Source organism: Aquincola sp. J276 (assembly GCF_024700035.1).
Taxonomy (GTDB): Bacteria; Pseudomonadota; Gammaproteobacteria; order Burkholderiales; family Burkholderiaceae_C; genus Aquincola; species Aquincola tertiaricarbonis.
The window spans coordinates 682,719-707,842 of record NZ_JAJONC010000002.1; the positions used below are offsets into that span (position 1 = coordinate 682,719).

The window sequence follows — 25,124 nt, forward strand, 5'->3', positions numbered from 1 at the left end:
CGGCGCCGCGGCCGGCGTGCCACCAAGCGGAGTGCAACGCAGCGACTGGCGCGACGGACGAGCCGGGGCGATCACACCACTTCCGCGGCCCGGCTTCGGGCATGGCGGGTGACCGGGGTGGCGTGCTGCCGGCGCAGCCGGACAGGACGACAAGCGGGCGGCGTTCCCGCGCAGCGGGAAGGCAACCAGAGCCCGCGATCCCCGGGCATGGGCAAGGGCCGCGGTCGTCATTACACCGGCGCAGCCGGCTGGACTTGTTGATCTGAATGCGACAGGAGCCGTCCAACATAAAGGCCAGCACGTCATTCGGCCTCGTCCATCAGTGTGCCGAGCTTAGGGCATTTGCCACGAGGCTGGTCGGCCACACTGCACCCGCACCGGCTCGGCCGAGGCCTGCACGAATACCGTACCGATGGCCGCGCTGACCATGCGCCGCTGCGTCTTGATGGCATGCGCCAGGGAGCTGCATGAGGTGCACACGGCAGCGCTGCCAGGTCGCTTAAGCACCTTGGCTGCGGCGTGGCGACTTAATGGCGTCGAGCGTGGAAGGACTGGCCTGGGCGATGGTAATTATGCGGTTGCCAAGCCGCCAGCAACTGACCGGGGCGCACGTGAATGGCTACCTCAACCGTCGGCCAATCTCGAAGATTGCGGCCATGGGCAGAGACCGGACGGGCTCAAGAACCGCTCCGGTGTCTAGTCGAAGCCAGTTCACGCCATCGGTTCCCACCGCTTGAATAACAGGGGTGAAGTCGTATGCCGCATGACACTTGAACTTACCGCCGCCTCGGACTAGTGCTGCCATGGTGCTGTGGTTGCCGTTGGTCACCCAGACAATGGGCCATGGCTTCCAGGCAATACCGAAGTGATTGTGATCCTGCCGCCAGGGGCCCCACTGCCGCTTCGCGCCAAGGTGCTGAAGCGCCTTGAACAGTCGCCATCGCTCCCAAGGCGCCGGGAAGACGATTGCGTCATTGAGCTCGACCGACAGAGTTCGTGGCGACTTCTTCAACAGGGAGACACGGGTATCGCCTGCAGCATTTAGCGGCAAAGACTCGTCCCACAGCAAATCGACAGCGTCCCACGCTGGCTTGTGGAACTCGCGAGCGTCCATCAGCAGACTTTCCAGTGCCTGCGCTCGAATGACTTGAGACAGCGACACAGCAAGTCCCCGCAACGCATGCCTCCCATGGGCCTCCGCGGAGTCGATTGACCATTGCAGGGACACCCACTTCTGTTGAACGGTCAGCGCCCCATGCGCCGGAAGCTCAGGATAGGCGATTCGCATTGGCTGCTTCTTGGCGGGGTACTGCTTCGCTAGGTCCTTGAGTAGTTTCGCGAGGCTCTCTGGAATCATGATGTTCACCTTGACCTGGATTCCGTCTTCAGTAACATATCAGCCAGCCTGCTTGCGTTGTCGGCATGCCTTCGACGGAATCACTTCCTGTTCCGACTAGAGGCCGCACTTTGTTGCCTGAGCTGAATCTACTAGGCGCCTGCAACTTTCATAGTAAGGGGCGCATCTTCACTGGCGAAGTCTTCTGGGCACCAACCGAGGCTTTCTGAAAGCATGAGGTCGGCGGCATCCTGCCCGTCCTCCGTTTTCAGCCGGCAGACCCGCCGCTCATATCGGTCGACCTTGTAGCAGTCGACGAAACTGCCTGGCGCCGCAAGCTCGCGAAGCGCAGCGCGAGCCACGCGCCATTGCCTGGCCAGTCTCCGGAGCGTCGATGCTAGCCACTCGAACGATGAAGGGACCTTCATCTTTCGGCTCGCACGTGAAGGTGTTCCGGTCGTGATGCGCGATGTCGTCTCGCACTTGGTGCCTGGTGACCGTGTTGGTAGCGGATGAGTACAGCCAAGGACTAGAAGGATCGCTACGAGCACGGGGAGCGTCCCAGCGCGCCAGCGCCGGTTTGGTCGGGCTCGCACTCGAGCTACTCAATGACGATGTAGAACGGATCAGACTGCCCTACCAGCCTGTTATCTCGCTTGCGAATCAAGAACGCTTCCACGAAGTGCACTCCGCGGTAGGACAGTTGCTCGGACCGGCTGAAGTGGTCATCCGACGGGTAGAAGTCGCCACGCAACGCGTCCGCTCGCGCCGCCACCTTGTCGGTGTTCGTCACCCGCCATTGGACCTTGTGCTCATTGGCGAAGGGGACGCCCATGGTGTTCGTCGCTGAGAACCGAACCCAACAGTCGGCCTGAAGAGGCTCGGCGGACCGAACGGGGCGAACTGCGTTTCCGTACTTTGCGGTGCGAAGCTCCGCCGTCACCCTTACCGTGTACTGATCGATCGCTCGACGCCAAACTGGGCGGTGCACATGAGGCAGCTTGCGCAGTTTTGCGGGCACCGCCTCCGCACCTAGTGCTTTCACTTTCTCGACTAGGTCGCGGAAGTTCCCGCCGACGACTAGGGCGCCGCTCGTCTCCGGCTCGCTAACGGCCTCCGCAGCTCGCTTGGCTTCGCTGGCACCGAAGCTCTCCCCAAAAACGCGCTGCCACTTCCCAATGCTTTCGTCGCGGTCCTCTTCAGCGAAGGCATCATCAATCCACCCACGATACAGATTCACCTTGTCCCGGAAGTTGCCGTACTGAGTTTGGTTCCAGCCGCTCGCCTGGTCCTCCTGCGGCAGCTTTGGATTTGGAACCGTCGGCAGGTCCGGCCGTGACTGGAGCCAATCGTCCAACCGACCGACCAGCGTCTTAAGCGTCGTGGTGAGGTCGGCGAACTGCGCACTGTCGCGGTCGCTTTCGTAGACCTGCAAACCCATGAGCGTCGTGAGCAAGAACGAAGGGCAGGTAAAGTTGCCCTTGATGTCCCTCATGTACTTCAGCAGCCTCGTGACCTTCTTCAGGTCGTTTCCGCCGGCGACGCCATTCTTGCCTTTGACCCACTCGGTGTAGGCCAAAGGGGCAGACGCTTCGAACTGGTCAGTGAGGCGGTTGCATACCTCATACTGGCCAACATAGAGTCGGTCGACGACGCACGGGGCGACGTCAACTTTTCGCTCGCCAGCGTACTCAATCGTGGCGCAGTGCGAGAAGCGGCGGACCTTGCCGTCGTACGCGGGGAGCTTGCTTAGCTTGTTCGCCAGCTCGTTGACATAGTCCTTCGCAGACCACCCGTCTTTGAGTTCCACGAACACGAGCAGGTCAGCGTCAAAGGGGTGTCCCGACTGCGGCTTAATGATGGTCTCGTGGGCCCACGAACCCTGGGGCGCAAACGAAACAATTTTCGGGCCCCAGCCTAACGCACGAACGGCATTTTCTACGGCCGTGATGCTGCCCTCGAGGAGCGAGAGTCGCGTGCTGTTGAGATTTACATGGTCATCAAGGAACGCCTTGAAGTGCTCGTGCAATTTCATCAGGCTTCCCTCGGCAGGTTCAGCTTCTTCTGTGCCTCGACGACGAACTTGTCGGCGGCGTGTCGAGTGACGTCTTCGTTCCGCTTACGCAGCCAGTTGTAGAGCCAGTCGAACACGAGCGGATTGCTTGCCCGATGGCGATAGATGGCGTCCTGCAACGCACGCGCAGTGGTAGTTAGCTCAGCATAGGAAGCTCCGCCCAGCGCCTTGTCCCATGCCTTCTCGACTTCGGCCTTCAAGGTAGTCAGGCTCTCGATGGTGTCGCCCTGCTTTCGATGCTCTCGAAGCACAAACGCTGCAAGCGGCAACGCAGGCAGGTACATCGTCAGGATGAGTTCGTTGACGGTCAGGCCCTGGTGCAGGCCGACGCAAGTCAGCACCACGACTAGGAGAACCGCGGCGGCCAGCAAGATGGCCGAGTAGGCCTTGCGCACGCGCATGTCGTAAGCGACGTTCGTGCGCTGACAAAGAAGCCGTCCCAGGGGCAATGGCAGCTTTGAGAACACAGGCTCATACCAGTTCTCCAAGCGCGCCTTTTCGGTTTCAGGCAGCGGACCGGTCGTGATGTCGCGCACCTCCTCGGCGTCGACGCGGCTGCCCCCCACAAGGCGATTCCACTTCAACTGCAGCACTTCGGTGTCGAACTGTTCCTGCACCTTGGCACCACGCTTGCAGTCCTCGCGCTGTCGGCGCGAGATGACTCCCACTTCAAGCAAAAGAACAAGAATCGACCCAACCCCCAGGAACGGCCGAATGGCTGGCACGCTGGCACCGAAGAGCACGCCGACTGCGGGCAGCAGCAGCGCCATGATGGCGAACAGGGCTTGGTACAGCTTGGCGCGGGCGTAAAAGAGCCGCTGCGCGCGCAAGAGCTCCAGCCGTTCAGGCTTGTTTTGCTCAACGTCAATTCGGTGTTGAATGCTCATCCTTCCCTCCCCGCGAGTGGTGATTGTTTAAGGCCTATTGAGCCGTCTGACCGACCCGTGGCCGTGCCCATCGTCTGCGCGTTAACTCGGGATGCTCACCGCCGCCGGCCCATTCGCTCGACACCAGCCACTCTTCGAAGTAGTCGAGCCACTCAGCGGCCCATGGCAGGTAGGTCTCGTCAAGGCGCATCTGCGCAGTCCACTCACGAGCCCTTGGCAACCAAAGGCACAGTTTTGTGCCCGCTCCGTCGTGCGGGTAGGTGTGCGGAAGAACTCGACCCGTGGCGAGCGCCTTGGGGTCTGGCTCCATCACAAAGAGCTCTGGGGGGCTTCGCCGGGTAGAGCTTCAGGGAGCATCGGTAGACACGGGACCACTGAGTGGGGGCGACCTTGAAGCCAAAGCGAAGTGCACGCCCTTGAACGAACTCCAAGGTCGAATCCGGCCACTCCAATGCCTTCAAAGTAGAGTGACGCTGAGCAAGGTTTGGAAGGCGGAGCGGCGGCATCACTTTGTCGGACCGCCAAAGTAGGTATGAGCGCGCGCCGGCGTGACCACCGGCACCGTGCCGGCCACCACAAAACCTGCGCGCCGCAACGCGCGATTTCCGTCCCGCCGTAGGGCGTTTCGCTGAACCACCACCTGGGCGGCGCGAGGCCCAAACGCCTGCTCCACCGCCTTGGTCACTGCGTCCAGCCCCTGATTGCCCTCCACCGCGGCAAGAAGCCCCTCCAGGTCGCTCACGAGCTTTGCGTGCCACTGAAGGAATGCCGCTTGCCGCGCAGCCGTGTTCATCGAAGCCGCGAGGTTGTCGGTATGGGCGAAGAGGTTCATCAACGTCCAGCGCTCGCGACCGAACTCAACGACTTCACGCTGAAACAGCGTCGGAAGAAGTTCAACGATGTCGAAGAACAGGTCGAGCGGCCCATCGTGAGGTTGAGGCGCCAGGATGGCGTAGGCCTTCGCGAACAGGCTGGTAAGGAACACCGATGCAGGTGCCAGGTCAGTGCCTCCAGGCAACTCGGCAAATGCCATGTTTCGGTGGACCTTCCCAAGCTGAACGAACCTGCTCAAGAGGCGTGCAAAGACCTCGTCCGCCTCGGGCAGGGGCTCGACATCTGCCTTCCGCACCTCCGCGAAACTTGCCACCAGCGCTTCGGAGAGCCGAAAGCGCGGTGCAACCTTAGCGGCATCGTCGAAGCCGAGGCAGTACCCTTTGGGGTTGGTCGAGAGGAAGTTCTTGCGGTCGCGGTCCGGGATGCGCCCGTGATGTTCGCCGTGCGGCAGCGTGAGCGACGGGTCGTCGATGACCGGCGCGAAGTCCGCGCGCATGCCCCCAGCGTAGATGAGGGTGACACAACGCTCCCACCGCTCGATTCCCAGCCCGTGACGGTCGGCGTAGCGCTTCAACGCCACATACAAGTGCTCAAGGAGCAGCGCTGCGCCTCCTGGCCCGCCGTACCGACTAAGAGCCGCCTTGGACAGCCTCACCACCAAGTCAATGTCGAAGCCCTCCCGCTTCGCATCCATTGGTCGGACGATGGTTCCCATTGGGCGCGAGCCCTGGGCATGGACCTGCGTCACCAACCTGCCAAGTTCGGGGCAGTCGACGAGGTACTCGCCGGTTGCGTTGTACGCGCGCTCCAGGTCTTGGAGCTGGGTAGCGGTCGGCTCAAAGGCGCGCGCGATGGCTTCCGCCAGATATGTGAAGCGCGCTGACGCGGCAGCGGTCACCGTGCGGACCGCGCGATGAAGGTGGTCGTCTCGATGCATGGGGTCTGCCCGCAGCCGTCGGTTGAGTTGAAGTCAATGCCCCACGTAGTGTTCGTAGGTGCGACCAGTTCGAGCGGCCCATACCCCGCTGACCACCAGCAGCAGCGCGAAAGCGAAGCCGGGAATGCTCTCCGGCATCCAGACACTCAGATAGCCGGGAAGAACATCCGCAAGGAGGACATCGGGCCGCGGACCGCCTGCCAGCCCCTTCACGGCCGATGCGGCGGTCGTTGCGAGCTGACCGACGAAACCAGCGATGATCAGTGCACCGCCGGTGCGAGCCAGCAACGCGCCAAGCGAGACGAGGCGGCGCGGCTCGGTGAGAAAGAAGTTGACGAGTCGTTCAAACATGGCCGGCCTACTTTTTCTCGCGCCGCACGCCCTTGAAGGGCGTTTTGTCCGAGGTCTTGACGTCCATGAAGCGCCCGGTGTCGGTGTCGCGTTTGACGAAGTGCCCCGAGGGGGTTAGGGTTTGACTGCGGTCTCGCACCGCACCACTTCGGTGCCCGTCGCCGGGCGGGTTGTTCTTAGCCATGCGGCCTCCGTTTTAGTGTTGAGCAGTATAGCTAATCATACTGGTGATGTCACGCCATCGAACCGAGTCGCTAATGTAGCGAGTTCGGTTATGATGCTGAGATGCCCGAACAAAGAGAGACACGCGGGCGGTTACTCGCCGCCCTCACTAAGAATCAGCTTGAACGGCTGTCCCACATCGACTTCAAGCTCTACTTCCTCGGAGAGCTCCGACGCGCCGACGTCGTCGACCGCTTTGGAACGGGGCCGGCGGGCGCCACCCGGGACATCGCGCTCTACCGCGAACTCGCCGCCGAGAACCTTGAACTGGACCAGGCCACGAAGGCCTACCGGCCTACGCCTGACTTCGTGCCGCTGTTCGAGCACCAACCTCAGCGCGTGCTTACCGCCCTCTCCCAGGGTTTTGGCGAAGGAATCGGAGTCCAGCTCCAACCGATGCTGCGATGTGAGTTCCCCGCCGAACTGAGCCTGCCGAAGATGTCGGTCCTTGCGCCGATAACGCGTGCAATAAACCGTGGCAAGGCGGTTCGCCTGGGCTACACGTCAATTGACAGCGGCAAGACGGAACGCGAGCTGGTGCCCCTAGCGCTGGTGGATATCGGGACTCGATGGCACGTTCGCGCCTTTGACCGGCGACATCGCGAGTTCCGCGATTTCGTGTTCACACGCATGGACAGTCCGGAAGTGCTGGACGACAGCCCGGTGGCCAAGGAGGAGACGGTCGAGCACGACGTGCAGTGGAGCCGAATCATCGAACTGGTACTCGTACCCCACCCCAAGCACACGCGTCCCGAGGTCGTGCGAATGGACTACGACATGCCCGACGGCAAGCTGCAGGTCAAGGTACGCGCCGCAAACGCTGGCTACATTCTGCGCCGCTGGAACGTCGACTGTTCGCCGGACCACCACCTGGAGGGCCCGGAGTTCGCCCTGTGGCTACCCGACCCGCTTGCACTCTACGGAGCCAGCAACGCGCACCTCGCCCCTGGCTACGAGGACCCGCGCTCCACCAAAAAAATCAAGGCGTTTTAGTACGCCCTAACATCGCTACCCTTGCGTCGTGCTCACTGAGCCACTCCGGGGAATGACGCCACGCCGGTAGTTCAGCTCTTTGACTTCGCCGACAGCCGCGGCGGTCAGCACGTCCATAACTCCCTCGGCCTGCCCGGCACCACCGAGAGACTCGGCTGGCAAGGCAAGCTCGTCACCGACGACTTCAATGGCTCCACCGCCAAGGGCGTAGCACGCCGTTGGCAGCGCACCCATGACTCTGTGCGTGAGGTGTCGGACGCGCGCGTGCCCGGCGGCATTCACTTCCGCTTGGCCACCAACGCAGCGAAGGCGACGGGGCAGTTCGGCGGGTTGGCGGTAGTAGAAGATCCTGCGGCCTGCACCTTGATAGAACGGGGTGCCGCGGCGCGCCCGAGTGCCGCGGACCTCTGAATTGCAAGCGCGTCAGGAAGGCCCGGCTGTGGCCGGGTCGAGCCGAAGTGGAACCAGACCCGTCCCCTAAAACCTGCCTCCCGCGGGCGGATCCCAGTCCTTGTCCACCGCGCCAGCCTTACGCTCGCGGGTGCTCTCTCGATGCGCACGAGGCCGATGGACATGCTGACAGAGGTCCTGGGTTGCCAGTACCGGGGTACTCCAGCAGTCCGGCGCATGGGCGAAAAAGCGCAGTAACTGGTGCAGTAACTCCATATCGCCAGCACCGCTGCATCCAGTGTTAGCGCGGACTGCCGCGATGTTTTCGATCCTCCTCGTCTCCACCAACCCGATGTCCCGCAGCGTCCCACGGATGCCCGGCGGAAGAAACGAAGCCCCTGGCCGCAGCGCCCGGGGCTTTTTTCTTGGTGGCCGATCGGGCCGGCACATCCGGCCCCGCGAGCCGGGCAATAGCACCACTCCGATGACCGGCGGTGGGTGCAGGAAGATGGCGTCCGACAGGCTCATGCGCACGACCCACCATCATCACGTCTACGTCGTCGAGCTGGCCGACCAGGTCTGGAACGAAGCGCGTTTCCGGCGCTGCAACCCGGACTACCGGCTGGGCAAGCCGCTGGTCTATGTCGGCATGACCGGCCTCGATCCCGACCTGCGCTTCGACCGCCACAAGGCGGGCATCCAGGCCAACCGCTACGTGTTGCGCTACGGCTTGCGCCTGCTGCCGCATCTGTACGAGGTGTACAACCCGATGCCGTATGCAGCCGCCTGCGAGATGGAGGTCGAACTCGGCATCGCCTTGCGGGAGGCGGGCTACGGGGTGTGGCAAGGCTGAACGGGCACGGGCCGGCATCGGCACCCGTGGCTGGCGAGACCGACGGTGCCCGATCAGCGTGGTTGCATGCGCTCGCCACCGGCAGCGGCTGCCTGTGAGCGCTCCAACCGTTCGTACCAGTCCGCGTAAGGCGTGTTGCGGGCCAGCTTGCGGTTGTAGTCCGGTGCGCCATCGGTCCACCAGACCGGCCCGCGCTCGCCCAGCGCGGTTTTGACGGCATCGACCCGCCGGCGCGCGTCCGCCCGCTCCTGCGCCGGTCGGGTGCCCCTCAGCGCCCGCCGCGCCGACATCAGTTGCTGCACCAGTTCCTGCCGCACCGTGGCTGGCAGCGCGGGATTGGCGGCGCGCCAGAGGCGGCCGCGCACCACCAGATAGCGCCCGTCTGGTGTCATGGGGGCATCAGGGCGCATGAGACTGGGCGCCTTGCGGGTTGTCGCGCAGCACGCCGGGTTCCCGTCACCGGGCCGGCCGTCGGACGATGCGCAGCGTGCGCGGACGGCCCATGCCGGGCGCCTCAGGACGCCGATGCGTCGTTGGCGCCCGTCGTCTCGGTGCGTGGGTCCCGGCGACGCCCATCGTAGAAGCGGAAGCCGGGGTCGTCGGTGGTGGCCTGCCCCGCCTGGTGGAGGGCCAGCGCGCGGTCCATGTCGGCTTCGCCCGCCTGCCACCGTTCGCCGATCGACCGCGCGGAGAACTCCATCGCCTTGGCGCCGAGTTCGTGCACCGGCGCCCGGTAGGCGATGAGCACCAGCTCCAGCTCGTGCACCTGCACATCGTCCAGCCACGGCGCCAGGCTGTTCAGGTCGATGGCTTGCGCGGCCAGCCGTGACTTCACCTCCGCCAGGCTGCGCTGCAGGCGACGCGCCTTGCGGACCGCCGCGATGGTCCGCAGGGACTGGGCGCTGAACAGGATGTCCTGCGCCCGTTCCAGCGCGGTGTCCATCGAGGTGGGTGCCTGACCCACGGAGTCGAACAGGTCCACGGCGAAACAGGTCAGGTCGCCCGAGGGTGCCTCCAGCAACGGATCGAGCGGCAGGTTGGCCTGCATGCCAGGGTCGCCGAGCAGCCGTCCATCGATCCGCGCCGGCGGAAAGCCGGGGATGAAGGCGGTACTGGCCAGCACGTGGCGCGGCTCGATCACCTGCTTGCGGCTGTCGAAATAGACCGGCGAGCCATCGAGCAGATCGACGCAGGTGAGCACCACCGCAGGCCCTTGCTGGTTCAGGTAGTCGAAGTCCACCAGGCGCTCCAGCGTGCCCACCAGCGGCAGCGGGTCGAACAGCCCGACGTCGGGCGGCGTGCCGGGCAGCAACGACAGGAAGCCGCTTGGCCGCGGCCTGAACAGGCCGGGTCGCCCGACCATCAACGCCTGCGTCGCCTGCAGCTTGTTGTAGAGATCGCGCATCCAGCCGTTGGGCACGCCGCCCCCGTAGATGCTCGGCGCAGCCGCCTGCCGCCAGAACTCCTCGAGCCGCGCCACCCGACGCTCGGGCGGATTGCCGGCAATGAGGGTGGCCGTGACGGCACCGATGGACGCGCCGCTGATCACCTGCGGCTCCATGCCGGCGCGGTGCAGCGCGGCATACGCGCCGGCCGCATAGGCGCCCAGCGCATTGCCGCCGGACAGCGCCAAGCCGATTTGAGGTTTCATCCAAGCTCCTGTGTGCGCAGCAGCTTGGCAAACGGGTTGCCCAGCCCGCAGGCTGCGCCGTCCGTCGCACCAGGCCACCAGCTTCACCGCCATCGGGAAGGTGAGGAAGGCCAGCAGTTGCCCGACTTGGCATCCAGCGCGATCACCTGCCCGCCTCGCGTGGCCACGTACATGTAGCCGCCGTTGACGATGGGCGGCGCCTGGTGGCCTTCGGTCTGGCCCGTGGTGTACGACCACGCCAGCTGCGGCTTGCCGACGTTGCGGCGGTCGATGCGCTCCAGCGGGCTGTAGCCCCAGCCGGCGTCGTAGCCGCGGTACTGCAGCCAGTTGGCGGGCTCGGGCGACTGCACCCGGGCATCGGTCACGGTGGGATAGGGGCGGGACCAGCACGCGGCGATGCTCGCCGCCATCGCCGAAGCCGATGGCGACACCGCCGAGACGCTGGCCCGCCAGCAGGTGATGCAGGCCGCCAACTTCATAATCGCGCGGCTGCGCACGCAGCGCCGCCCTGGCGCGGCCGAAGGCAGCGCGGAAGCGGCCGCACCGGCCTGACAGGCAACCGGGCGCGGCGATGCACGCGCCCACCGGCCACATCGCGAAGCGCACCCGCGCCTGCGGCCGTGCGTGCACCTTCGACGACCCAAAGGAAGCAGCGTGGCGAACCAGACCGACATCCAGCCCGACAGGCCGAGGCCGCCGCGGCGCGCCTGGTGGCATCGCCTGCTGCGCGCATTGGTCGGCTCGGTGCTGCTGCTGCTCATGGGGCCGCTGGGGGTGCTGGCCTTCGGCGACGTGGATCTCGAGCGCCCCTGGTACGAAGGCAGCCAGGACCGCGTCGGGCTGGCCCCCGATGCGGCCACGGTGCAGGAGGCCGTGGTGCAGGTCTACGGAGCGCGCACGGTGCGCTGGCGCGGCGCCTTCGCCATCCACCCGTGGATCGCCGTCAAGCGCAGCGGGGCAACCGAATGGACGACCTACCAGATGGTCGGCTGGCGCAGCTGGCGAGGCGGCGATGGTGTCGTCGAATCGAGCACCGATGCGCCAGACCGACGCTGGTACGGCGCCGAGCCCATGCTGCTTGCGCAGCGTCGCGGACCCGGCGTGGACGCGCTCATCGATCGCATCGAGGAAGCGGTGCGCGGCTATCCCTGGTCGCGCAGCTACCGGATCTGGCCCGGGCCGAACAGCAACACCTTCGTCGCCTGGGTGGCCCGCCAGGCGCCGGAGCTGGGTCTCGACCTGCCCGCCACGGCGATCGGCAAGGACTACATCGGGCCCACGACGCTGCTGGCCCCGGCACCCAGCGGCACCGGCTGGCAGGTGTCGGTGTTCGGGCTGCTGGGCGCGACGGTGGCCCGCACCGAGGGCCTGGAGCTCAGCCTGCTCGGCCTGAACGTCGGCATCGACGTGGATGACCGGCGCCTGCGGCTGCCCGGCGTGGGCTTCTGGCCGGGGCCTGCCGACACGACGAGCGCGACGCCGCCGCCGGGGATCGAGCCCTCGCCGCCCTGAGCGCCGGGATCATTTCGCGGACCGGATGAACGACGCGATGCCTTCGCCCGCCGCCACCGGATGCTGGTGCTGCGGGCCGTGGCCGGAGGACGGGAATGTCAGCAACCGGACCGTGGGCAGCACCTGGTTCAGGGCGTACCAGTTCTCGACGGGGAAGATGATGTCGTGGTCGCCGCCCACGTGCAGGATGGGGACCGTGGTGGTCTTCATCACCTGCAGAACCGCGTCCGAAGGGAACAGCGGGCTCTTCGGCGAGGTGCCCAGGTACTCCCTGGCCCAGCCGTGCGGGACGGGCATGCTGCGGCCCGCGGTGCGCGACGCAATGCGATCGACCGACCGCCGCGCCGCCTCGCGGCTGGCCGCCGACTTCGGCTCGAAGAACAGGATGGTCTGGTCCTCGAGCGTGTAGTCGGGGATGTTGGCAGTGTCGAAGAAGAGCTGCTCGGCGGGCTTGACGTTCGGGCCAGGTGGCACCGAACCGATCACCACCACGTGCGAGACCTGCTCCGGAAACAGCGCCAGGAAGACCTGCGCCGCGATGCCGCCCAGCGACCAGCCGGCGATCACCGACCTGCCCAGCTTCAGCGCCTTCATCAGGTCGCTCGCGTCCTTGGCCAGTGCCGCCGGATCGTAGTCGGGCACACCGGTCGACAGCCCGAGACCGCTGTAGTCGAAGGTGATGACCCGCAGACCCTGCGCGCCCAGGGTGTCCAGGAACAGCGGGTCCCAGACGTCCATGTTGCCGCGGAAGCGGGTGCACAGGACGATCGGCGTGCCGGTCGCGCTGCCAATGTCGCGGTAGGCCAGACGTCGGCCGTCGATCTCGACAAACTGGTTCGGGGCGTGGATGGCGCTGGATGCGATGCTCATGTCAGAAGACTCCTGGCGGGTGGTGGTGGGGCGGTGCTGGATCGGATGGCCGGTGCTGCGCGTCATGGCTCGAGCACCGCCGGGGCGGCCAGGGCCTGCACCAGGTTCGCGGTGGCGACGATCGCGTGCGCATAGGTGGGGCCGTTGATCTTGTGGGCGGCGTCCATCGCCTCCCGGGTGAACGCGGCCGTCGCATCGACCACCAGGGTGACGTGGTACCCGAGTTCCGCCGCGAACTTGCCGGTGGATTCGACGCAGGTGTTGGCCAGCAGCCCGACGAGGATGACCTTCTCGATGCCGTGCCGGCGCAGCAGCAGGTCCAGGTCGGTGTGCGCGAAGCCGCTGGAATGCCAGTGCTCCTTGGCCACCACGTCGCCCTCCTGCGGCACGAAGTCGGGATGCCACTCGCCACCCCAGCTGCCTTCGGCGAACACCTGCATCCGGTCGCCGCCCAGGAGGTAGGGCGAGGCGTTCTTCCACAGGCTGAAGTCCGACGGCCGCGCCCGGTGGTGCGGCGTGAAGAACACCCGGATGCCGGCGGCACGGGCGGCTGCGACGACGCGGCGGAGGTTGTCCAGCGTGCCGGTCGCGTCGAACACCTGCTTCGCAAGGCCGTGCAGCTTGCCGCCCTCGCTCAGGAAGTCGTTGTACGGGTCGATCAGCAGCAGTGCCGTATCGGTCCTCGAATAAGAGACGTCCATGTTCCTCTCCGGTGGTCGGCGGGTCTGCCGGGCCGACCGGGCACATGCCAGGTCGGCGCCGCCAGCATCGCCGCCACCGGCACTTGCCGCATCCGCCTGCGGAGCGTCAGCGGGTTGCCACCGGAGCAAGGACGGCGCCTTGCGCTTTGGAAGTAGGCCGGTGCACGATCGGAGAGGACGGCATGGCGACATGGCCCGCAGCCAGCAGGCCGCGGCGGCCACGGCGCGCGGCAGCTTCAGCCGCGGCTCATACTCCGGCCGTCGCCCCGAACGGCGCAAGGTCGTCGGGCCGGAAGCCCGACCGCCTCACCGCAGGCACGGCCCGCACGCAGGTGCCTGACCTGCCACAGCCTGGAGCAAGAACTGCCATGAATCCACACTTCCGACCGGTCGCCCTCGAACATGCCAGCCGGCTGGTCAACCACGGGCCCACGGTGCTGGTGACCAGCGCCCACGGCGCCCAGCGCAACGTGATGGCGGCGGCCTGGTCGATGCCGGTGGAGTTCACGCCGCCGCGCATCGCGGTCGTGATCGACAAGCAGACCTTCACCCGCGAACTCGTCGCGGCGAGCGGCGCATTCGCGCTGTGCCTGCCCGGCACCGCGCTGGTGGATGTGACCTATGCCGTCGGCAGCACGAGCGGCCGCGATGGCGACAAATTCGAGCGCCTGGGCATCGTCGCGCGGCCGGGTCCGAAGCTCGGCATGCCGCTGATCGAGACGGGCTGCGCGGCTTGGCTGGAATGCCGGCTGATCCCCGAGCCGCACACCGAAGCGGCCTACGACACCTGCTTCGCGGAGGTGGTGGCGGCCGCCGCCGATGAACGTGTCTTCTCGAACGGCCGTTGGCGGTTCAGCGACGACAACCTCGAGCTGCAGACGATCCACCACCTGGGCGCCGGCCACTTCGTGCGGGCCGGTGGCGTGCTGCACGCCAAAGCCCTGCCTGCGGGCTAGCGATCGGCGGCCGCCGCGGGGCGGTGGCCGCTGATGGCGTGCAGCAGGCCGCGCCAGCGCGACCGCAGCGGACGGGGCGCAGCGGCATCCGGCCCCGGCTGCGCCAGCGCGCCGTCGGGATGGGTGGGGTCTTCCACGTCGTGCAGCACGCTGCGCAGGAAGCCGGTATCCATCAACGCGCCTACCGATGCCGGGCAGAAGCGCAATGCGTTGGAGTTGAACTGCATGACGATCCTTTCCGCACGGGAGGCTGGGTGAAGGCCCAGGCTTTCAGTATAAACTGTTTATACCGTATACACAGTTGTAGAAAGCACCATGACCAAAGTGACCCGCCAGCGCAAAGCCACCGTCGCCACCCAGGTGGCCGCCCTGCCCGCCACGTCGACGGACACCGCCACCCTGGCTGCGAAGGTCGAAGCGCCGGCGCAGGCCAACGGCGTGGTGGTGGCCCGCTCGGCGGCCAAGCCGGCCATCAAGCTGCAGGCGCCGCCCGCCGAGGCCGCCAAGCCGGGCAAGGCAGGCAAGCAGCACGGCAAGAAGGCGGACGCCAGGTCCGCCGCCAAGCCGGCGCAGGAGGCGCCCAAGCCCAAGGCCAAGCTGGTGCGCGACAGCTTCACCATGCCCAAGGACGAGTACGAACTGCTGGCCGTGCTGAAGCAACGCGGCACCCAGCTGCAGCGGCATGTGAAGAAGAGCGAGCTGCTGCGCGCCGGCATCGCCGCGCTGCACAGCATGTCGGACAAGAACTTCCTGCTGGCGCTGGACCGCGCGCCCAGCCTGAAGACCGGCCGGCCGAAGGCGGACGCGGCGACGGACGACGGCACCGCGGGCTGAGCACGCTCAGTTCGGCGATGCCGCTGCATCCAGCGGCATCGCCAGCACCTGCAGCACCGACGGCAGCGCCAGCTCGTACAACTCGTCGGGCGTGCGGCGCGGGCCCGCGGCAGCGGCAGGCAGCAGTGCCTGCGCCTGCTCGCCCAGCAGGCTGCGCAGCACGGGCAGCGGCAGCAGCCGCTCGGGCGCCGCAGCGCCGCCCGGCAGCGCCAAGCCCAGCAACCGGCCGCCCAGGTCCAGCACCAGCGCCCCCGGCAACTCCGCCGGCACGCCCACACCCAGCGCCTGCGCGGCATCGCCCATCGGCCGGCCGAGGAAGCCCATGTGCAGCGCCGGCCAGGCAGGCGGCGTGGCGTGGCCGGCCTGGGCAGCCGGCTGCGGCAGTCGCAGGTGGCCCACCACCACCGCCGGGCTGCCGGCAAAGCCCGGCTGCGCCGCGGCGGCTAAGGGCGCGGCGCCTTCCAGCGGCGCCTCCAGCACCGCCAGCGCCAGGCCGTTGGCGGGCCCCGGCCGTTGCTGCAGCCTGGCGGCGCGCGTGCGGCCCAGACCGTCCCGCACCCAGAGCCGGGCGGCCGGCGGCGTTCCTTCGGCCGGCAGCATCAGCAGCGCATGGCTGCCGCCCGGCAGCAGCAGGCCGCTGGCCACCGCGCGGGCACCAGGCGGCACCACCGCGCCGGTGGCGACCGGCCCGATGTCGCCCGGCGGCACCACCGGCTGCAGCGCGCCGGGCTGCAGGCCGGCCAGCGCCTGGCGGGCGCCCAGCAGCAACGCATCGTCGGGCAGGCGCTGCAGGCCGAGGCTGAGCTGGGCATCGGCAAAGGCGGGCTGGCCGCCCAGCGCCGCCAGCCAGGCATACAGCGCCCGTGCCTGCGGCACGTCGGCATGGGCGCCAGCGGCATGGGCCGCGAAGGCCAGGGCCTGCCGGTAGGCGCCGCGCTGCATCATCTGCTGCACCATCAGCAGCTCGGTGTCGGCCGAGTGGCGCATCGCGGCGGCCTGGTCCAGCGGTGCCTGCGCCGCGGCCGGCTCACCGGCCTGCAAGGCCTGTCGTGCCCGGGCGAGCAGCTGCTGCCGGCCGGCCTCCTGCTCGGGCGACAGCGGGCCGCGCGGGCCCAGCACCGGCTGGGCGAAGCGCGGCAGCTCCAGCGGTGGGATGGCCGAAGCCGGTGGCGCGGGCTGCGCCAGCGCCGCGGCTGCCGCCAGGCCCAGCAGCGCCGCACCGGCCCGTGCGTGGCAAGCGCGCGGCAAGCCGCTCAAGGCAGGCGAACGATGCGCGGCTTGCGCAGCGCCGGGACCGTGGGGTCGTAGGCGGCGGCCGGCTGCTTGTAGCCGGCCAGGTAGGCGACCAGCGCGTCGATGTCCTGCGCACCGCCCTGCACCGCGGCGCCGTCGGTCAGCACGCTGAAGCCGTCGCCGCCGGTGGCCATGAAGTTGTTGACCGTGACGCGGTAGGTGCGAGTGGGGTTCTGCACCACCCCGCCGACGACGATCTGTTCGGTGGGGCCGGTGGCCACCGGGGGCACCGACTGCAGGTCGATGGGCGTGAAGGCCACGTCGGTCACCTTGGCACAGGTGGGGCCGCTGGCGCTCCAGCGGTACTGCAGGCCGTTGGACACCTGCAGGATGCGGGTCACCGTCTGGCCGTTGCAGCCGGCGAACTGCTGCTCCAGCAGGTTCTTCAGCTGCAGCGCGGTCAGCGTCATCGTCACCAGGCTGTTGCCGAAGGGCTGCACGGTGAAGGCGTCGCCATAGGTCAGGTCGTACGGGTAGGTGCCCGCGGCATTGACGAAGCCGGGGTTGCGCACGCCGCCGCCGTTCATGAAGGCCATGACCGCGCCACCCAGCGCCGCGGGCTGCGTGGCCTGCAGCTGCGCATCGGCGATGAGGTCGCCGGCCTGCATCTCGCCGGCGGCATCGGCCGAATTGCTCAGCGGCGCGGTGATGCGCCCCACCACCTGGCTGGCCAGCGGCGACACCGCGTTCTTGTACGCCGCCACCACGTTCTTCACCTCGGGATTGGCGTTGATGGCCGCGGTGATGTCGGCATCGGTGCGGTCGATCAGGCGGTTGACCGGGCTCACCTCCAGCACGTCGCGGGTGGTGGCATCGATCTTCAGGTCCACCTCCGTCAGCACGCGGCCGAAGGCGCTGGCGCTGGTCACCGGGACCTTGCGGCCGGCCTTGTTGGGCAGGCCGGTGCTGCGGGCCACGCTGCCGTTGTCCAGCGTGTTGCGCGAGCAGTTGTAGGCCGCATGGGTGTGGCCGCTGATCACCAGGTCCACCGCGTTGTCCAGCTTGCTGACGATGTTGGCGATCTCGCTGCCGGCCAGGTCGCCCACGCAGCCGTTGATGTCGCTGTTGCCGGCGCCCTGGAAGCCGCCCTGGTGCACCAGCACCACGATGGACTCGATGCCCTGGGCACGCAGCCGCGGCACCAGCTCGTTGACCGTCTGCGCCTCGTCGCGGAAGCTTAGGCCCGCCACGCCGGTGGGCGTGACGATGCTGGGCGTGCCCTTGAGCGTCATGCCGATGAAGGCCACCTTCACCTTGCCGAAGCTCTTGATGCCGTAGGCCGGCAGCAGCGTCTTGCCGGTGGCCGTCTCCACCACGTTGGCCGACAGCCAGCGGAACTTCGCGCCGTCGAAGCTGCCCGGCGCGGCCGAGCCGAAGCCGCGGCAGCTGTTGGCGTCCGGCGCGCCGGCGGTGATCTTGCAGCCGCCGTTCTGCAGCCGGCGCAGCTCGTCCTTGCCCTTGTCGAACTCGTGGTTGCCCACCGCCGAGAACTCCACGCCGATCTTGTTCAGCGTCTCCACCGCCGGCTCGTCGAAGAACAGCGACGAGATCAACGGCGTGGCGCCGATGAAGTCACCCGCGCCCACCACCACGGTGTTGGGATTGCTGGCGCGCATGCGCGCCACGTAGGCGGCCAGGTAGTCGGCGCCGCCCACCGGCGGTCGCTGGGCAGAAGGCACGGAGGTGTTGGCGCCGAAGGTACCGGGCGATTCCAGGTTGCCGTGGTAGTCGTTGAAGCCCACGATCTTGATGCTCACCGGCGCGGGCGCGGTGGTGACGGCGCAGGCCGACAGCACGGTGCCGGCCATCGCCGTGGCGGCGAGGATGCGCAGCGTGTTCATTGCGCACCCCCTTGCAGGCGGCGGCGCAGGCCGAAGCCCACCAGCGGCAGGCCGGCCAGCAGCATCAGCAGGCTGCCGGGCTCGGGCACCGGGCTCACCTGCAGGCGCAGGCCGCCGACGGTCGCGTTCAGCGGCACGCCCTCGAAGGTGGCCGACTGCAGCAGCTGGCCGCCCAGCGTGTACGAACCCGCCTGCAGCGTGAAGACGCCGCGGCTGTAGCCACCATCGGCCAGCGCGGCGTCGAAGTCGACGCCGATGGCCGTGCCGGCCGCACTGGCCACGGCGCTGGTGCTGCCCAGCGGCAGGCCGCCGAGCGTGAGGCTGAACACGTCGCCGGCGAAGCCGCCGTCCACCACCGTCAAGGTGCCGGTGAAGCCGGTGGGCACGCTGAACTCGAAGGTCTGGGCCAGGCCGGTGTCGGTGTCGATCCAGCCGAGGCCGCCGCCCTGCGCGGTCATCTCGTCGATGTAGAACTCGGCCCACTGGCCATCGGCCTGCAGCTCGACGGCATGCGCCTGGGGGGACGCAAGGGGCAGGCAGGCCGCCAGCGACAAGGCGCAGGCGGCCGCAAGGCGGCGCTGGATGTTCAAGTCGATCCTCCTGGATGGGCGTGGGATCCGCCCGTTGCCGCACGATGACGCAGGCGTTTGACGCGGGTATGACAGGCCAGCCTGGGCCGTCGCGGCCGCAGGCTGTCATGCGCTTGCCATGCGGGCGGGCTACCGTTCGGTTCGCAGCGCCCCCACCAGCCCACACGCCCGATGACAGCCATGAACTACGCCGTGACGGTGACGTCGGTGCCCTTCGTCGGCTTCCTGTCCTTCTGCCGCGACCTGCCGGAAGTGCAGGCCTTCGCCAGCGATGCCCCGCAAGCCCTGCGCCTGGCAGCCGACCAGATCGCGCGGGTGCTGCACGAGCACCGGCACCAGGGCCGGGCCCTGCCCCTTCCCAGTCCGCTGCAGCCCGGTGAATGCTGGCTGGCGCCCTCGCCCGACTGAACCCCTGCTGTCCTGAAGTTGCCCCGATGGCCCCTACCCGCCGCGTTCGCAAGAAAGCTGCCGACCCCGCCGATCCCGCCGAATTCGAACGCGTGTTGCGCGCCCATGTGCGCAGCCGCGCCGCGCAGTGGCTGGCCGACCCGCGCCTGACCAGCGTCGGCCTCACCCGGCCCACCACCGCCGCCGGACGAAGGGGCCCCTGGACCGTGCAGTTCACCGTGGACTCGGCTGCGGTGCCCGAAGGCGCGCTGGCCGCGGCGCGGCCGGTGGACGTGCCGCCGGTCATCCGCATCGGCGATGTGGACGTGCCCACCGAGGTGGTGCCGCGCAGCTTCAAGCCGGCCTACCTGCCGGTGGCCCTGCCGGCCAAGGACCCGCGCAAGGTGCGCGCCGAGGTGGTGTCGCCTGGCCTCAGCGTGGGCAACCTGCACACCAGCGCCGGCACCATCGGCGCCTTCGTGCGCGACCGGCGCAGCGGCGAGCTGCTGCTGCTGTCGAACTGGCATGTGCTGCACGGCCCGCAGGCCGCGCTGGGCGTGACGGTGGTGCAGCCCGGACGGCATGACGACAACCGCGTGGAGGCCAACGGCATCGGCGTGCTGCTGCGCAGCCACCTGGGCCCGGCGGGTGATTGCGCGGTGGCCCGCATCAGCGGCCGCGGCGTGTCCAGCCAGGCCTGGGAACTGGGCGTGTCGGTCACCGCCATCGGCGACCCGGAGCTGGGCGACGCGGTGGTCAAGAGCGGCCGCACCACCGGCGTCACCCGCGGTCGCGTCACCCGCATCGAGGTGAACACCCGGCTGGACTACGGCGGCGGCGTGGTGGCCATCGTGGGCGGCTTCGAGGTGGGCCTGGACCCGCAGGCCCTGCCGCCGGATGGCGAGATCTCGCGCGGCGGCGATTCGGGCGCCGCCTGGATGGCCGTGGACCGCCGCGGCAAGCCCGCGCCGGTGATGCTGGGCCTGCATTTCGCCGGCGACGCGGAGCGCAGCGAAGGTGAGTTCGCGCTGGCCTGCTATGCCCAGTCGGTGATGACCGCGCTGGACGTGGAGCCGGCCGGCGAGCTGGCGCTGCCGCCGGTGGCCCAGGGCGGCGACGATGCGCTGCGCGCCGGCTATGACCGCGACTTCCTGGGCCGCGCCATCGTGCCGCCCACCTTCACCGCCGCACGCCGGCGCGACCTGGCGGTGCTAGAAGGCGATGCCGAGCTGCGCTACTGCCACTTCTCGGTGTGGCTGAGCCGGCAGCGCAAGTACGCGCTGTGCGTGGCCTGGAACATCGACGGCGCCAGCTTCAAGCGCCTGAAGCGCACCGGCTTCCAGGTGGACCGCCGCGGCGACCTGCCGGCCCACCAGCTCACCGATGCCATCTACCGCATGAACCCGCTGGACCGCGGCCACATCGCGCGCCGCGCCGACCTGTGCTGGGGCCCGATGGAGGAGGCCCGCCAGGCCAACCGGGACAGCTTCTTCTACACCAACATCGTGCCGCAGCACGAGGCCTTCAACCAGAGCGGCAACACGGCCGACGACCCCGAGGGCGGCCTGTGGGGCCGGCTGGAGAACACGCTGTTCGATTCGGAGAACCCGCGCGCGCTCAAGCTCACGCTGATGGCCGGCCCGGTGTTCGGTGCGCAGGATCGCCGCTTCGAGCAGAACGGCGAGCAGTGCCTGCTGCCCGACGAATTCTGGAAGGTGGTGGCCTATGTGGACGAAGCCAGCGGCGCACTGCGCGCCTATGCCTTCCTGCTGACGCAGAAGCACCTGCTGGGGCCGCTGACCGAGGGCCTGGACCTGGCGCCCTGGGTGTGGGCGCGCATCGGCCTGGCCGATCTGGGCGAGCGCACCGGACTGCGGTTTCCCAAGGTGCTGCTCGAACATGAACAGCCCTTCGCCGCGGTGGAGTCGGTGCTGGACGGCCCGCGCCTCAGACTCATCCACAGCGACGACCAGTTCTTCAGCCGATGACCTTCGACATTGCCGCGCTGATCGAGGCGCGCGCGCTGACCATGCACTTCCAGCCCATCGTGGCGATGAAGGACGGCAGCATCCTGGGCCATGAAGCGCTGGCCCGCCCCACCACCGGCCCCTGGCCCAATGCCGATGCGCTGTTCACCGCGGCGCGCCAGGAAGGCCTGAGCATCGAGCTGGAGCTGACCTGCCTGCGTGCCGCGCTGGTGGCCTGGAGCCGCCAGCGGCCCAGCGGCAAGCTGTTCATCAACCTCAGCGCCACCGCGCTGGTGGAGGTGCTGCAGCAGCAGGATGCCGCCAGCCTGGTGGAAGTGGTGCGCAGCCGCGGCGTGCCGCCCAGCGCGCTGGTGATCGAGATCACCGAGCACGAGCACGTGCGCGAGGTGGAACGCCTGCAGCCCGCGGTGCTGGCGCTGCGCCGCCAGGGCGTGGCCTTCGCACTGGACGACTTCGGCGATGGCCGCTCCAGCCTGCGGCTGTGGTCGGAGCTGAAGCCCGAGATGGTGAAGATCGACAAGTACTTCACCCGCGACGTCGCCAGCCATGGCGACAAGCTGCAGACCATGCGGGCGCTGATCCACATCGCCGAGACCTTCGGCTCGTCGCTGGTGGCCGAGGGCATCGAATCGGACGAGGACCTGCGGGTGGTGCGCGACCTCGGCATCGGCTATGGCCAGGGCTACGGCCTGGGCCGGCCGCAGGCCCGGCTGGTGCAGGCGCCGCTGCCGGCGGCCCTGGCCGTGCTGGGCAGCCATGAGGTGGCCGTGCTGCCGCAGCAGCGGCGCGCCGCCAACCACGGCGGCCTGACCGCGGCCAAGCTGTGCCTGCCGCTGCCGCCGGCCAGTGCCGCCATCACGCATGACGAGGTGTTCGCGCGTTTCCAGGCCGACCCCGCGCTGCATGCCATCGCGGTGGTGGAGGACGAGCGCCCGCTGGCGCTGCTGAACCGGCAGCAGTTCATCCATGCCTATGCGCAGCCCTTCTTCCGCGAGCTGTATGCCCGCCGGCCGGCACGGCTGCACGGCAACCCCGATGCCCTGCAGGTGGACATCCACACCGGCATCCATGAGCTGACCTCGGTGCTCACCTCCAGCGACCAGCGCTACCTGACCGAAGGCTTCATCGTCACCGAGAACGGCCGCTACCGCGGCCTGGGCACCGGCGAGCAGCTGGTGCGGGCGGTGACCGAGGCCCGCATCGAGGCCGCGCGGCATGCCAACCCGCTCACCTTCCTGCCCGGCAACATCCCGATCAGCGATCACATCGACCGCCTGATCGACAGCGGCTGCGAATTCGCGGCCGGCTATGCCGACCTCAACCACTTCAAGCCCTTCAACGACCAGTACGGCTACTGGCGCGGCGACGAGATGATCCGGCTGGTGGCGGCGGTGATCGTGGCCCATGCCGACCCGCAGCGCGACTTCGTCGGCCATGTGGGCGGCGACGACTTCATCGTCGTCTTCCAGAGCACCGACTGGCGCGCCCGCTGCGAGGCCATCGTGGCCGAGTTCAACCTGCGCGTGCGCGACCTGTTCGATGCGCAGGCCCTGGCGGCCGGCGGCCTGCAGGCGGAAGACCGCCATGGCGTGATGCGCTTCCATCCCTGCACCACGCTGTGCATCGGCGTGGTGCCGATCAAGCCGGGCGACTACCGGCGCTCCGACGGCGTGGCCAATGCCGCCGCGGCTGCCAAGCGGCTGGCCAAGCATGGCGGCTGCGGCGTGCATGTGCTGCAGGCGGTGCCGGTGCACACCGCCACCGCCTGAGGCGGGCGACGCACCCGCGGCCCGGCCCTCACGCCAGCGGCTGGCCCTGCCGGCGCTCGATGAAACAGCCGCTGCGTGCCAGGCCCTTGGCCTGCTGGCGCAGCTCGGCCAGAGCGGCTGACAGCTGGCGCACGCTGGCGAAGCGGCCGGGCTGCACCGGCAGCGCGCCGCCCACCAGCAGCGGGATGGCATGGAACACCGGCCGGCCGCGCCGGTCGGGTGTCTCGTAGCCGCCGGCGGCCACGTGGGCCGGTTCCAGCAGCGCGCGCATTCCGCCATCGAAGGCTTCGCACAGGCGTTCCAGCCGGGGCCCGGCCTGCAGCGAGGCCATCACGCAGACGAAGTCGTCGCCGTCGATGTGGCCGACGAAGTCGCCGCGCTGCTCGGCATCGGCCAGCAGCAGCCCGGCGGTCATGCGGATCACCTCGTCGCCCGCCGCATAGCCGTACAGGTCGTTGAAGGCCTTGAAGCGGCTGATGTCCCAGTACACCAGCAGGAAGCGCGCGCCCTCGTCCAGCAGCCGCGCCAGCTGGCGGTCGATGGCCAGGTTGCCCGGCAGCCGGGTCAGCGGGTTGGCGTTCTGTGCAGTCACCACCTGCAGATCCGACAGCGCCCGCAGCAGCTCCGACGTGCGGCCCACGCCGACGTAGCAGCCCTCGCGGGTGATGACGAAGCCATCCACCATGAAGCGGTCGTCGATGTTGGAGATGGTCTCGCTCATGGTGCGCAGGCTGGCGCTGACGTCGAACACCAGCGGGTTGGCGTCCATCAGCAGCCGGCAGCTGGCGCGGCCATGGATCTCCAGGAAGAAGCGCTCGGCGCCGCGGTGCAGCACCAGCAGCGAGCGCAGCAGCCCCAGCGGCCGGCCCGCCTCGTCCACCACCGGCACCGAATACAGCCGCGGGTCGCGGCGGAACATCTCGATCACCTCGGCGCAGCTGAGCGCGGGCGTGGCCACCGGGCCGTCGTGCGCCAGCTGCCCCGCGGTGACGGCGGCCACGTCGGCATCCACCACGCGGCCGCCGGCGCCGTCGTCGTGGCTGTCCAGCAGTGCCTGCACATCCATGCGCAGGCTGCTGCGCGGCATGGCCGAAGGCCGTGCCAGCAGGTAGCCCTGGCACAGGTGCAGGCCCATGCCGCGCAGCACCCGCAGGTCGCCCTCCTGCTCCAGCCCTTCGGCGATGACGGCGGTGCCGGTGGGCGACGCCATCTCGAGGATGGAGCGCACGAACTGCTGCTTCAGCGGGTCGCTGGCGATGCCGTCGATGAAGTGGCGGTCGATCTTGACGAAGTCGGGCTTCAGGTCCACCCAGCGCTTGAGGCCGGAGAAGCCTTCGCCGAGGTCGTCGAGCGCCATCAGCAGGCCGAGCGAGCGCAGCGCCGCCACCGCCGTGCCCAGGGCCACCGGGTCGAACACCGGCCGCGTCTCGGTCAGCTCCACCACGATGCGGCTGGCGTCCAGCTGCAGCGGCTGCAGCACCGCGGCGATGATCGCGATGCGCGATTCCGATGCCAGCAGCGTGTCCGCCGTGACGTTGATGAACAGCTTGCCCGGCAGCTGCAGCTCGACGAAGCGGTTGACGATGCGGCGCATCACGATGCGCTCCAGCTCCACCAGCCGGCCCGCGCTGGCCGCGGTGTCGAACAGCACCAGCGGCGAATGCAGGGCCGAATTGGCCGGCGCGCGGGTCAGCGCCTCGAAGCCGACGATGCCCGGGGCGCCGACGTCGACGATGGGCTGGAAGTGCACCTCCAGGCTGGACTCGCGGATGACACGGTCCAGTTCATCGAACAGTGCGGTGGTGGCGGCAGGGACGGACGACGACATCGCCGCCATTGTCCCGCGGGGCGGCGC

Annotated in this window: 25 protein-coding genes; 9 read left to right on the plus strand and 16 right to left on the minus strand. The window is 68.4% G+C overall.

Translation table 11 applies throughout. The features are described 5' to 3' along the window. Positions 1–619: 619 nt before the first annotated feature. The 6 genes from LRS14_RS21090 to LRS14_RS21115 form a co-directional block, all read right to left on the minus strand. Positions 620–1,357 (minus strand): DUF6710 family protein, encoded by a 738-nt coding sequence (locus LRS14_RS21090; protein WP_310740903.1) that lies wholly within the window; start codon positions 1,355–1,357, stop codon positions 620–622. A 580-nt stretch (positions 1,358–1,937) separates the two neighbouring features. Continuing rightward, positions 1,938–3,371: an SMODS domain-containing nucleotidyltransferase gene (locus tag LRS14_RS21095; RefSeq protein WP_257800960.1), complete on the minus strand. Its 1,434-nt coding sequence runs from the start codon at positions 3,369–3,371 to the stop codon at positions 1,938–1,940. Continuing rightward, on the minus strand, positions 3,371–4,297 hold the full coding sequence (locus LRS14_RS21100) for an S-4TM family putative pore-forming effector (RefSeq protein WP_257800961.1): 927 nt from the start codon (positions 4,295–4,297) through the stop codon (positions 3,371–3,373). Before LRS14_RS21100 ends, LRS14_RS21095 begins: the two co-directional genes overlap by 1 nt. 505 nt (positions 4,298–4,802) lie before the next feature. Next, on the minus strand, positions 4,803–6,068 hold the full coding sequence (locus LRS14_RS21105) for a nucleotidyltransferase (protein WP_257800962.1): 1,266 nt from the start codon (positions 6,066–6,068) through the stop codon (positions 4,803–4,805). Between the two features lie 33 nt (positions 6,069–6,101). Then, positions 6,102–6,419 carry a hypothetical protein gene (locus LRS14_RS21110; protein ID WP_257800963.1) on the minus strand — a complete coding sequence of 106 codons (318 nt, stop codon included), beginning with the start codon at positions 6,417–6,419 and terminating at the stop codon, positions 6,102–6,104. Between the two features lie 7 nt (positions 6,420–6,426). Further along, positions 6,427–6,603 (minus strand): hypothetical protein, encoded by a 177-nt coding sequence (locus LRS14_RS21115; RefSeq protein WP_257800964.1) that lies wholly within the window; start codon positions 6,601–6,603, stop codon positions 6,427–6,429. A gap of 101 nt (positions 6,604–6,704) precedes the next feature. On the opposite strand from LRS14_RS21115, the gene LRS14_RS21120 reads away from it, so the two are divergent. Then, positions 6,705–7,634, plus strand: a complete 930-nt coding sequence (locus LRS14_RS21120; protein WP_257800966.1) for a WYL domain-containing protein — start codon at positions 6,705–6,707, stop codon at positions 7,632–7,634. Positions 7,635–8,532: 898 nt separating this feature from the next. Then, positions 8,533–8,877, plus strand: coding sequence for a hypothetical protein (locus LRS14_RS21125; RefSeq protein WP_046115125.1), 345 nt, complete (start codon positions 8,533–8,535; stop codon positions 8,875–8,877). A 53-nt stretch (positions 8,878–8,930) separates the two neighbouring features. Here LRS14_RS21125 and LRS14_RS21130 read toward each other — a convergent pair whose 3' ends face one another. The 3 genes from LRS14_RS21130 to LRS14_RS21140 all read right to left on the minus strand — a co-directional run bounded on the left by LRS14_RS21130 (position 8,931) and on the right by LRS14_RS21140 (position 10,893). After that, a complete protein-coding gene (locus LRS14_RS21130; protein WP_046115126.1) occupies positions 8,931–9,287 on the minus strand; it encodes a hypothetical protein in 357 nt (118 codons plus the stop codon). A 104-nt stretch (positions 9,288–9,391) separates the two neighbouring features. After that, complete coding sequence (locus tag LRS14_RS21135; protein ID WP_257800967.1) at positions 9,392–10,528, minus strand: patatin-like phospholipase family protein; 1,137 nt, start codon at positions 10,526–10,528, stop codon at positions 9,392–9,394. 83 nt (positions 10,529–10,611) lie between these two features. Beyond that, positions 10,612–10,893, minus strand: a complete 282-nt coding sequence (locus tag LRS14_RS21140) for a PQQ-binding-like beta-propeller repeat protein (protein ID WP_257800968.1) — start codon at positions 10,891–10,893, stop codon at positions 10,612–10,614. Between the two features lie 31 nt (positions 10,894–10,924). Here LRS14_RS21140 and LRS14_RS21145 point away from each other — a divergent pair, with 31 nt between their 5' ends. Together LRS14_RS21145 and LRS14_RS21150 are read left to right on the plus strand one after the other, a co-directional pair. Continuing rightward, positions 10,925–11,080: a hypothetical protein gene (locus tag LRS14_RS21145; RefSeq protein WP_257800969.1), complete on the plus strand. Its 156-nt coding sequence runs from the start codon at positions 10,925–10,927 to the stop codon at positions 11,078–11,080. Between the two features lie 102 nt (positions 11,081–11,182). After that, entirely contained in the window at positions 11,183–12,040 is an 858-nt protein-coding gene (locus LRS14_RS21150) for a DUF3750 domain-containing protein (protein WP_198157017.1), read from the plus strand. Between the two features lie 9 nt (positions 12,041–12,049). Here the strand turns inward: LRS14_RS21150 and LRS14_RS21155 are convergent, their stop codons facing one another. Next, positions 12,050–12,976, minus strand: coding sequence for an alpha/beta fold hydrolase (locus tag LRS14_RS21155; RefSeq protein WP_257800970.1), 927 nt, complete (start codon positions 12,974–12,976; stop codon positions 12,050–12,052). Next, on the minus strand, positions 12,973–13,611 hold the full coding sequence (locus tag LRS14_RS21160; protein ID WP_257800971.1) for an isochorismatase family cysteine hydrolase: 639 nt from the start codon (positions 13,609–13,611) through the stop codon (positions 12,973–12,975). The genes LRS14_RS21155 and LRS14_RS21160 overlap by 4 nt, the downstream gene beginning before the upstream one ends. A 368-nt stretch (positions 13,612–13,979) precedes the next feature. Here LRS14_RS21160 and LRS14_RS21165 point away from each other — a divergent pair, with 368 nt between their 5' ends. Beyond that, positions 13,980–14,567, plus strand: a complete 588-nt coding sequence (locus tag LRS14_RS21165) for a flavin reductase family protein (protein ID WP_257800972.1) — start codon at positions 13,980–13,982, stop codon at positions 14,565–14,567. Here the strand turns inward: LRS14_RS21165 and LRS14_RS21170 are convergent. Next, complete coding sequence (locus tag LRS14_RS21170) at positions 14,564–14,794, minus strand: hypothetical protein (RefSeq protein ID WP_157039703.1); 231 nt, start codon at positions 14,792–14,794, stop codon at positions 14,564–14,566. The genes LRS14_RS21165 and LRS14_RS21170 overlap by 4 nt on opposite strands. Positions 14,795–14,882: 88 nt before the next feature. On the opposite strand from LRS14_RS21170, the gene LRS14_RS21175 reads away from it, so the two are divergent. After that, positions 14,883–15,401: a hypothetical protein gene (locus LRS14_RS21175; RefSeq protein WP_046115130.1), complete on the plus strand. Its 519-nt coding sequence runs from the start codon at positions 14,883–14,885 to the stop codon at positions 15,399–15,401. Between the two features lie 6 nt (positions 15,402–15,407). On the opposite strand, the gene LRS14_RS21180 is transcribed toward LRS14_RS21175, so the two are convergent. From LRS14_RS21180 to LRS14_RS21190, 3 genes are read right to left on the minus strand one after another with little or no spacing between them, the layout of a single operon-like run. Beyond that, positions 15,408–16,658, minus strand: a complete 1,251-nt coding sequence (locus LRS14_RS21180; protein ID WP_257800973.1) for a hypothetical protein — start codon at positions 16,656–16,658, stop codon at positions 15,408–15,410. Then, positions 16,655–18,535 carry a bifunctional UDP-sugar hydrolase/5'-nucleotidase gene (locus tag LRS14_RS21185; protein WP_257800974.1) on the minus strand — a complete coding sequence of 627 codons (1,881 nt, stop codon included), beginning with the start codon at positions 18,533–18,535 and terminating at the stop codon, positions 16,655–16,657. The genes LRS14_RS21180 and LRS14_RS21185 overlap by 4 nt, the downstream gene beginning before the upstream one ends. Next, positions 18,532–19,125 carry a PEP-CTERM sorting domain-containing protein gene (locus tag LRS14_RS21190; RefSeq protein ID WP_257800975.1) on the minus strand — a complete coding sequence of 198 codons (594 nt, stop codon included), beginning with the start codon at positions 19,123–19,125 and terminating at the stop codon, positions 18,532–18,534. Before LRS14_RS21190 ends, LRS14_RS21185 begins: the two co-directional genes overlap by 4 nt. Positions 19,126–19,305: 180 nt before the next feature. Here LRS14_RS21190 and LRS14_RS21195 point away from each other — a divergent pair, with 180 nt between their 5' ends. Genes LRS14_RS21195 through LRS14_RS21205 form a run of 3 tightly spaced genes read left to right on the plus strand, consistent with a single transcriptional unit; the run spans position 19,306 to position 23,269 of the window. After that, a complete protein-coding gene (locus tag LRS14_RS21195) occupies positions 19,306–19,533 on the plus strand; it encodes a type II toxin-antitoxin system HicB family antitoxin (RefSeq protein WP_257800976.1) in 228 nt (75 codons plus the stop codon). A 26-nt stretch (positions 19,534–19,559) separates the two neighbouring features. Then, a complete protein-coding gene (locus tag LRS14_RS21200) occupies positions 19,560–21,500 on the plus strand; it encodes a DNA/RNA non-specific endonuclease (protein ID WP_257800977.1) in 1,941 nt (646 codons plus the stop codon). Then, the gene (locus tag LRS14_RS21205; RefSeq protein ID WP_257800978.1) at positions 21,497–23,269 is read left to right on the plus strand and encodes a phosphodiesterase; all 1,773 of its coding nucleotides are present in this window, start codon (positions 21,497–21,499) and stop codon (positions 23,267–23,269) included. Before LRS14_RS21200 ends, LRS14_RS21205 begins: the two co-directional genes overlap by 4 nt. Positions 23,270–23,297: 28 nt before the next feature. Here the strand turns inward: LRS14_RS21205 and LRS14_RS21210 are convergent, their stop codons facing one another. Then, entirely contained in the window at positions 23,298–25,097 is a 1,800-nt protein-coding gene (locus tag LRS14_RS21210; RefSeq protein ID WP_257800979.1) for a bifunctional diguanylate cyclase/phosphodiesterase, read from the minus strand. Positions 25,098–25,124 lie beyond the last annotated feature (27 nt).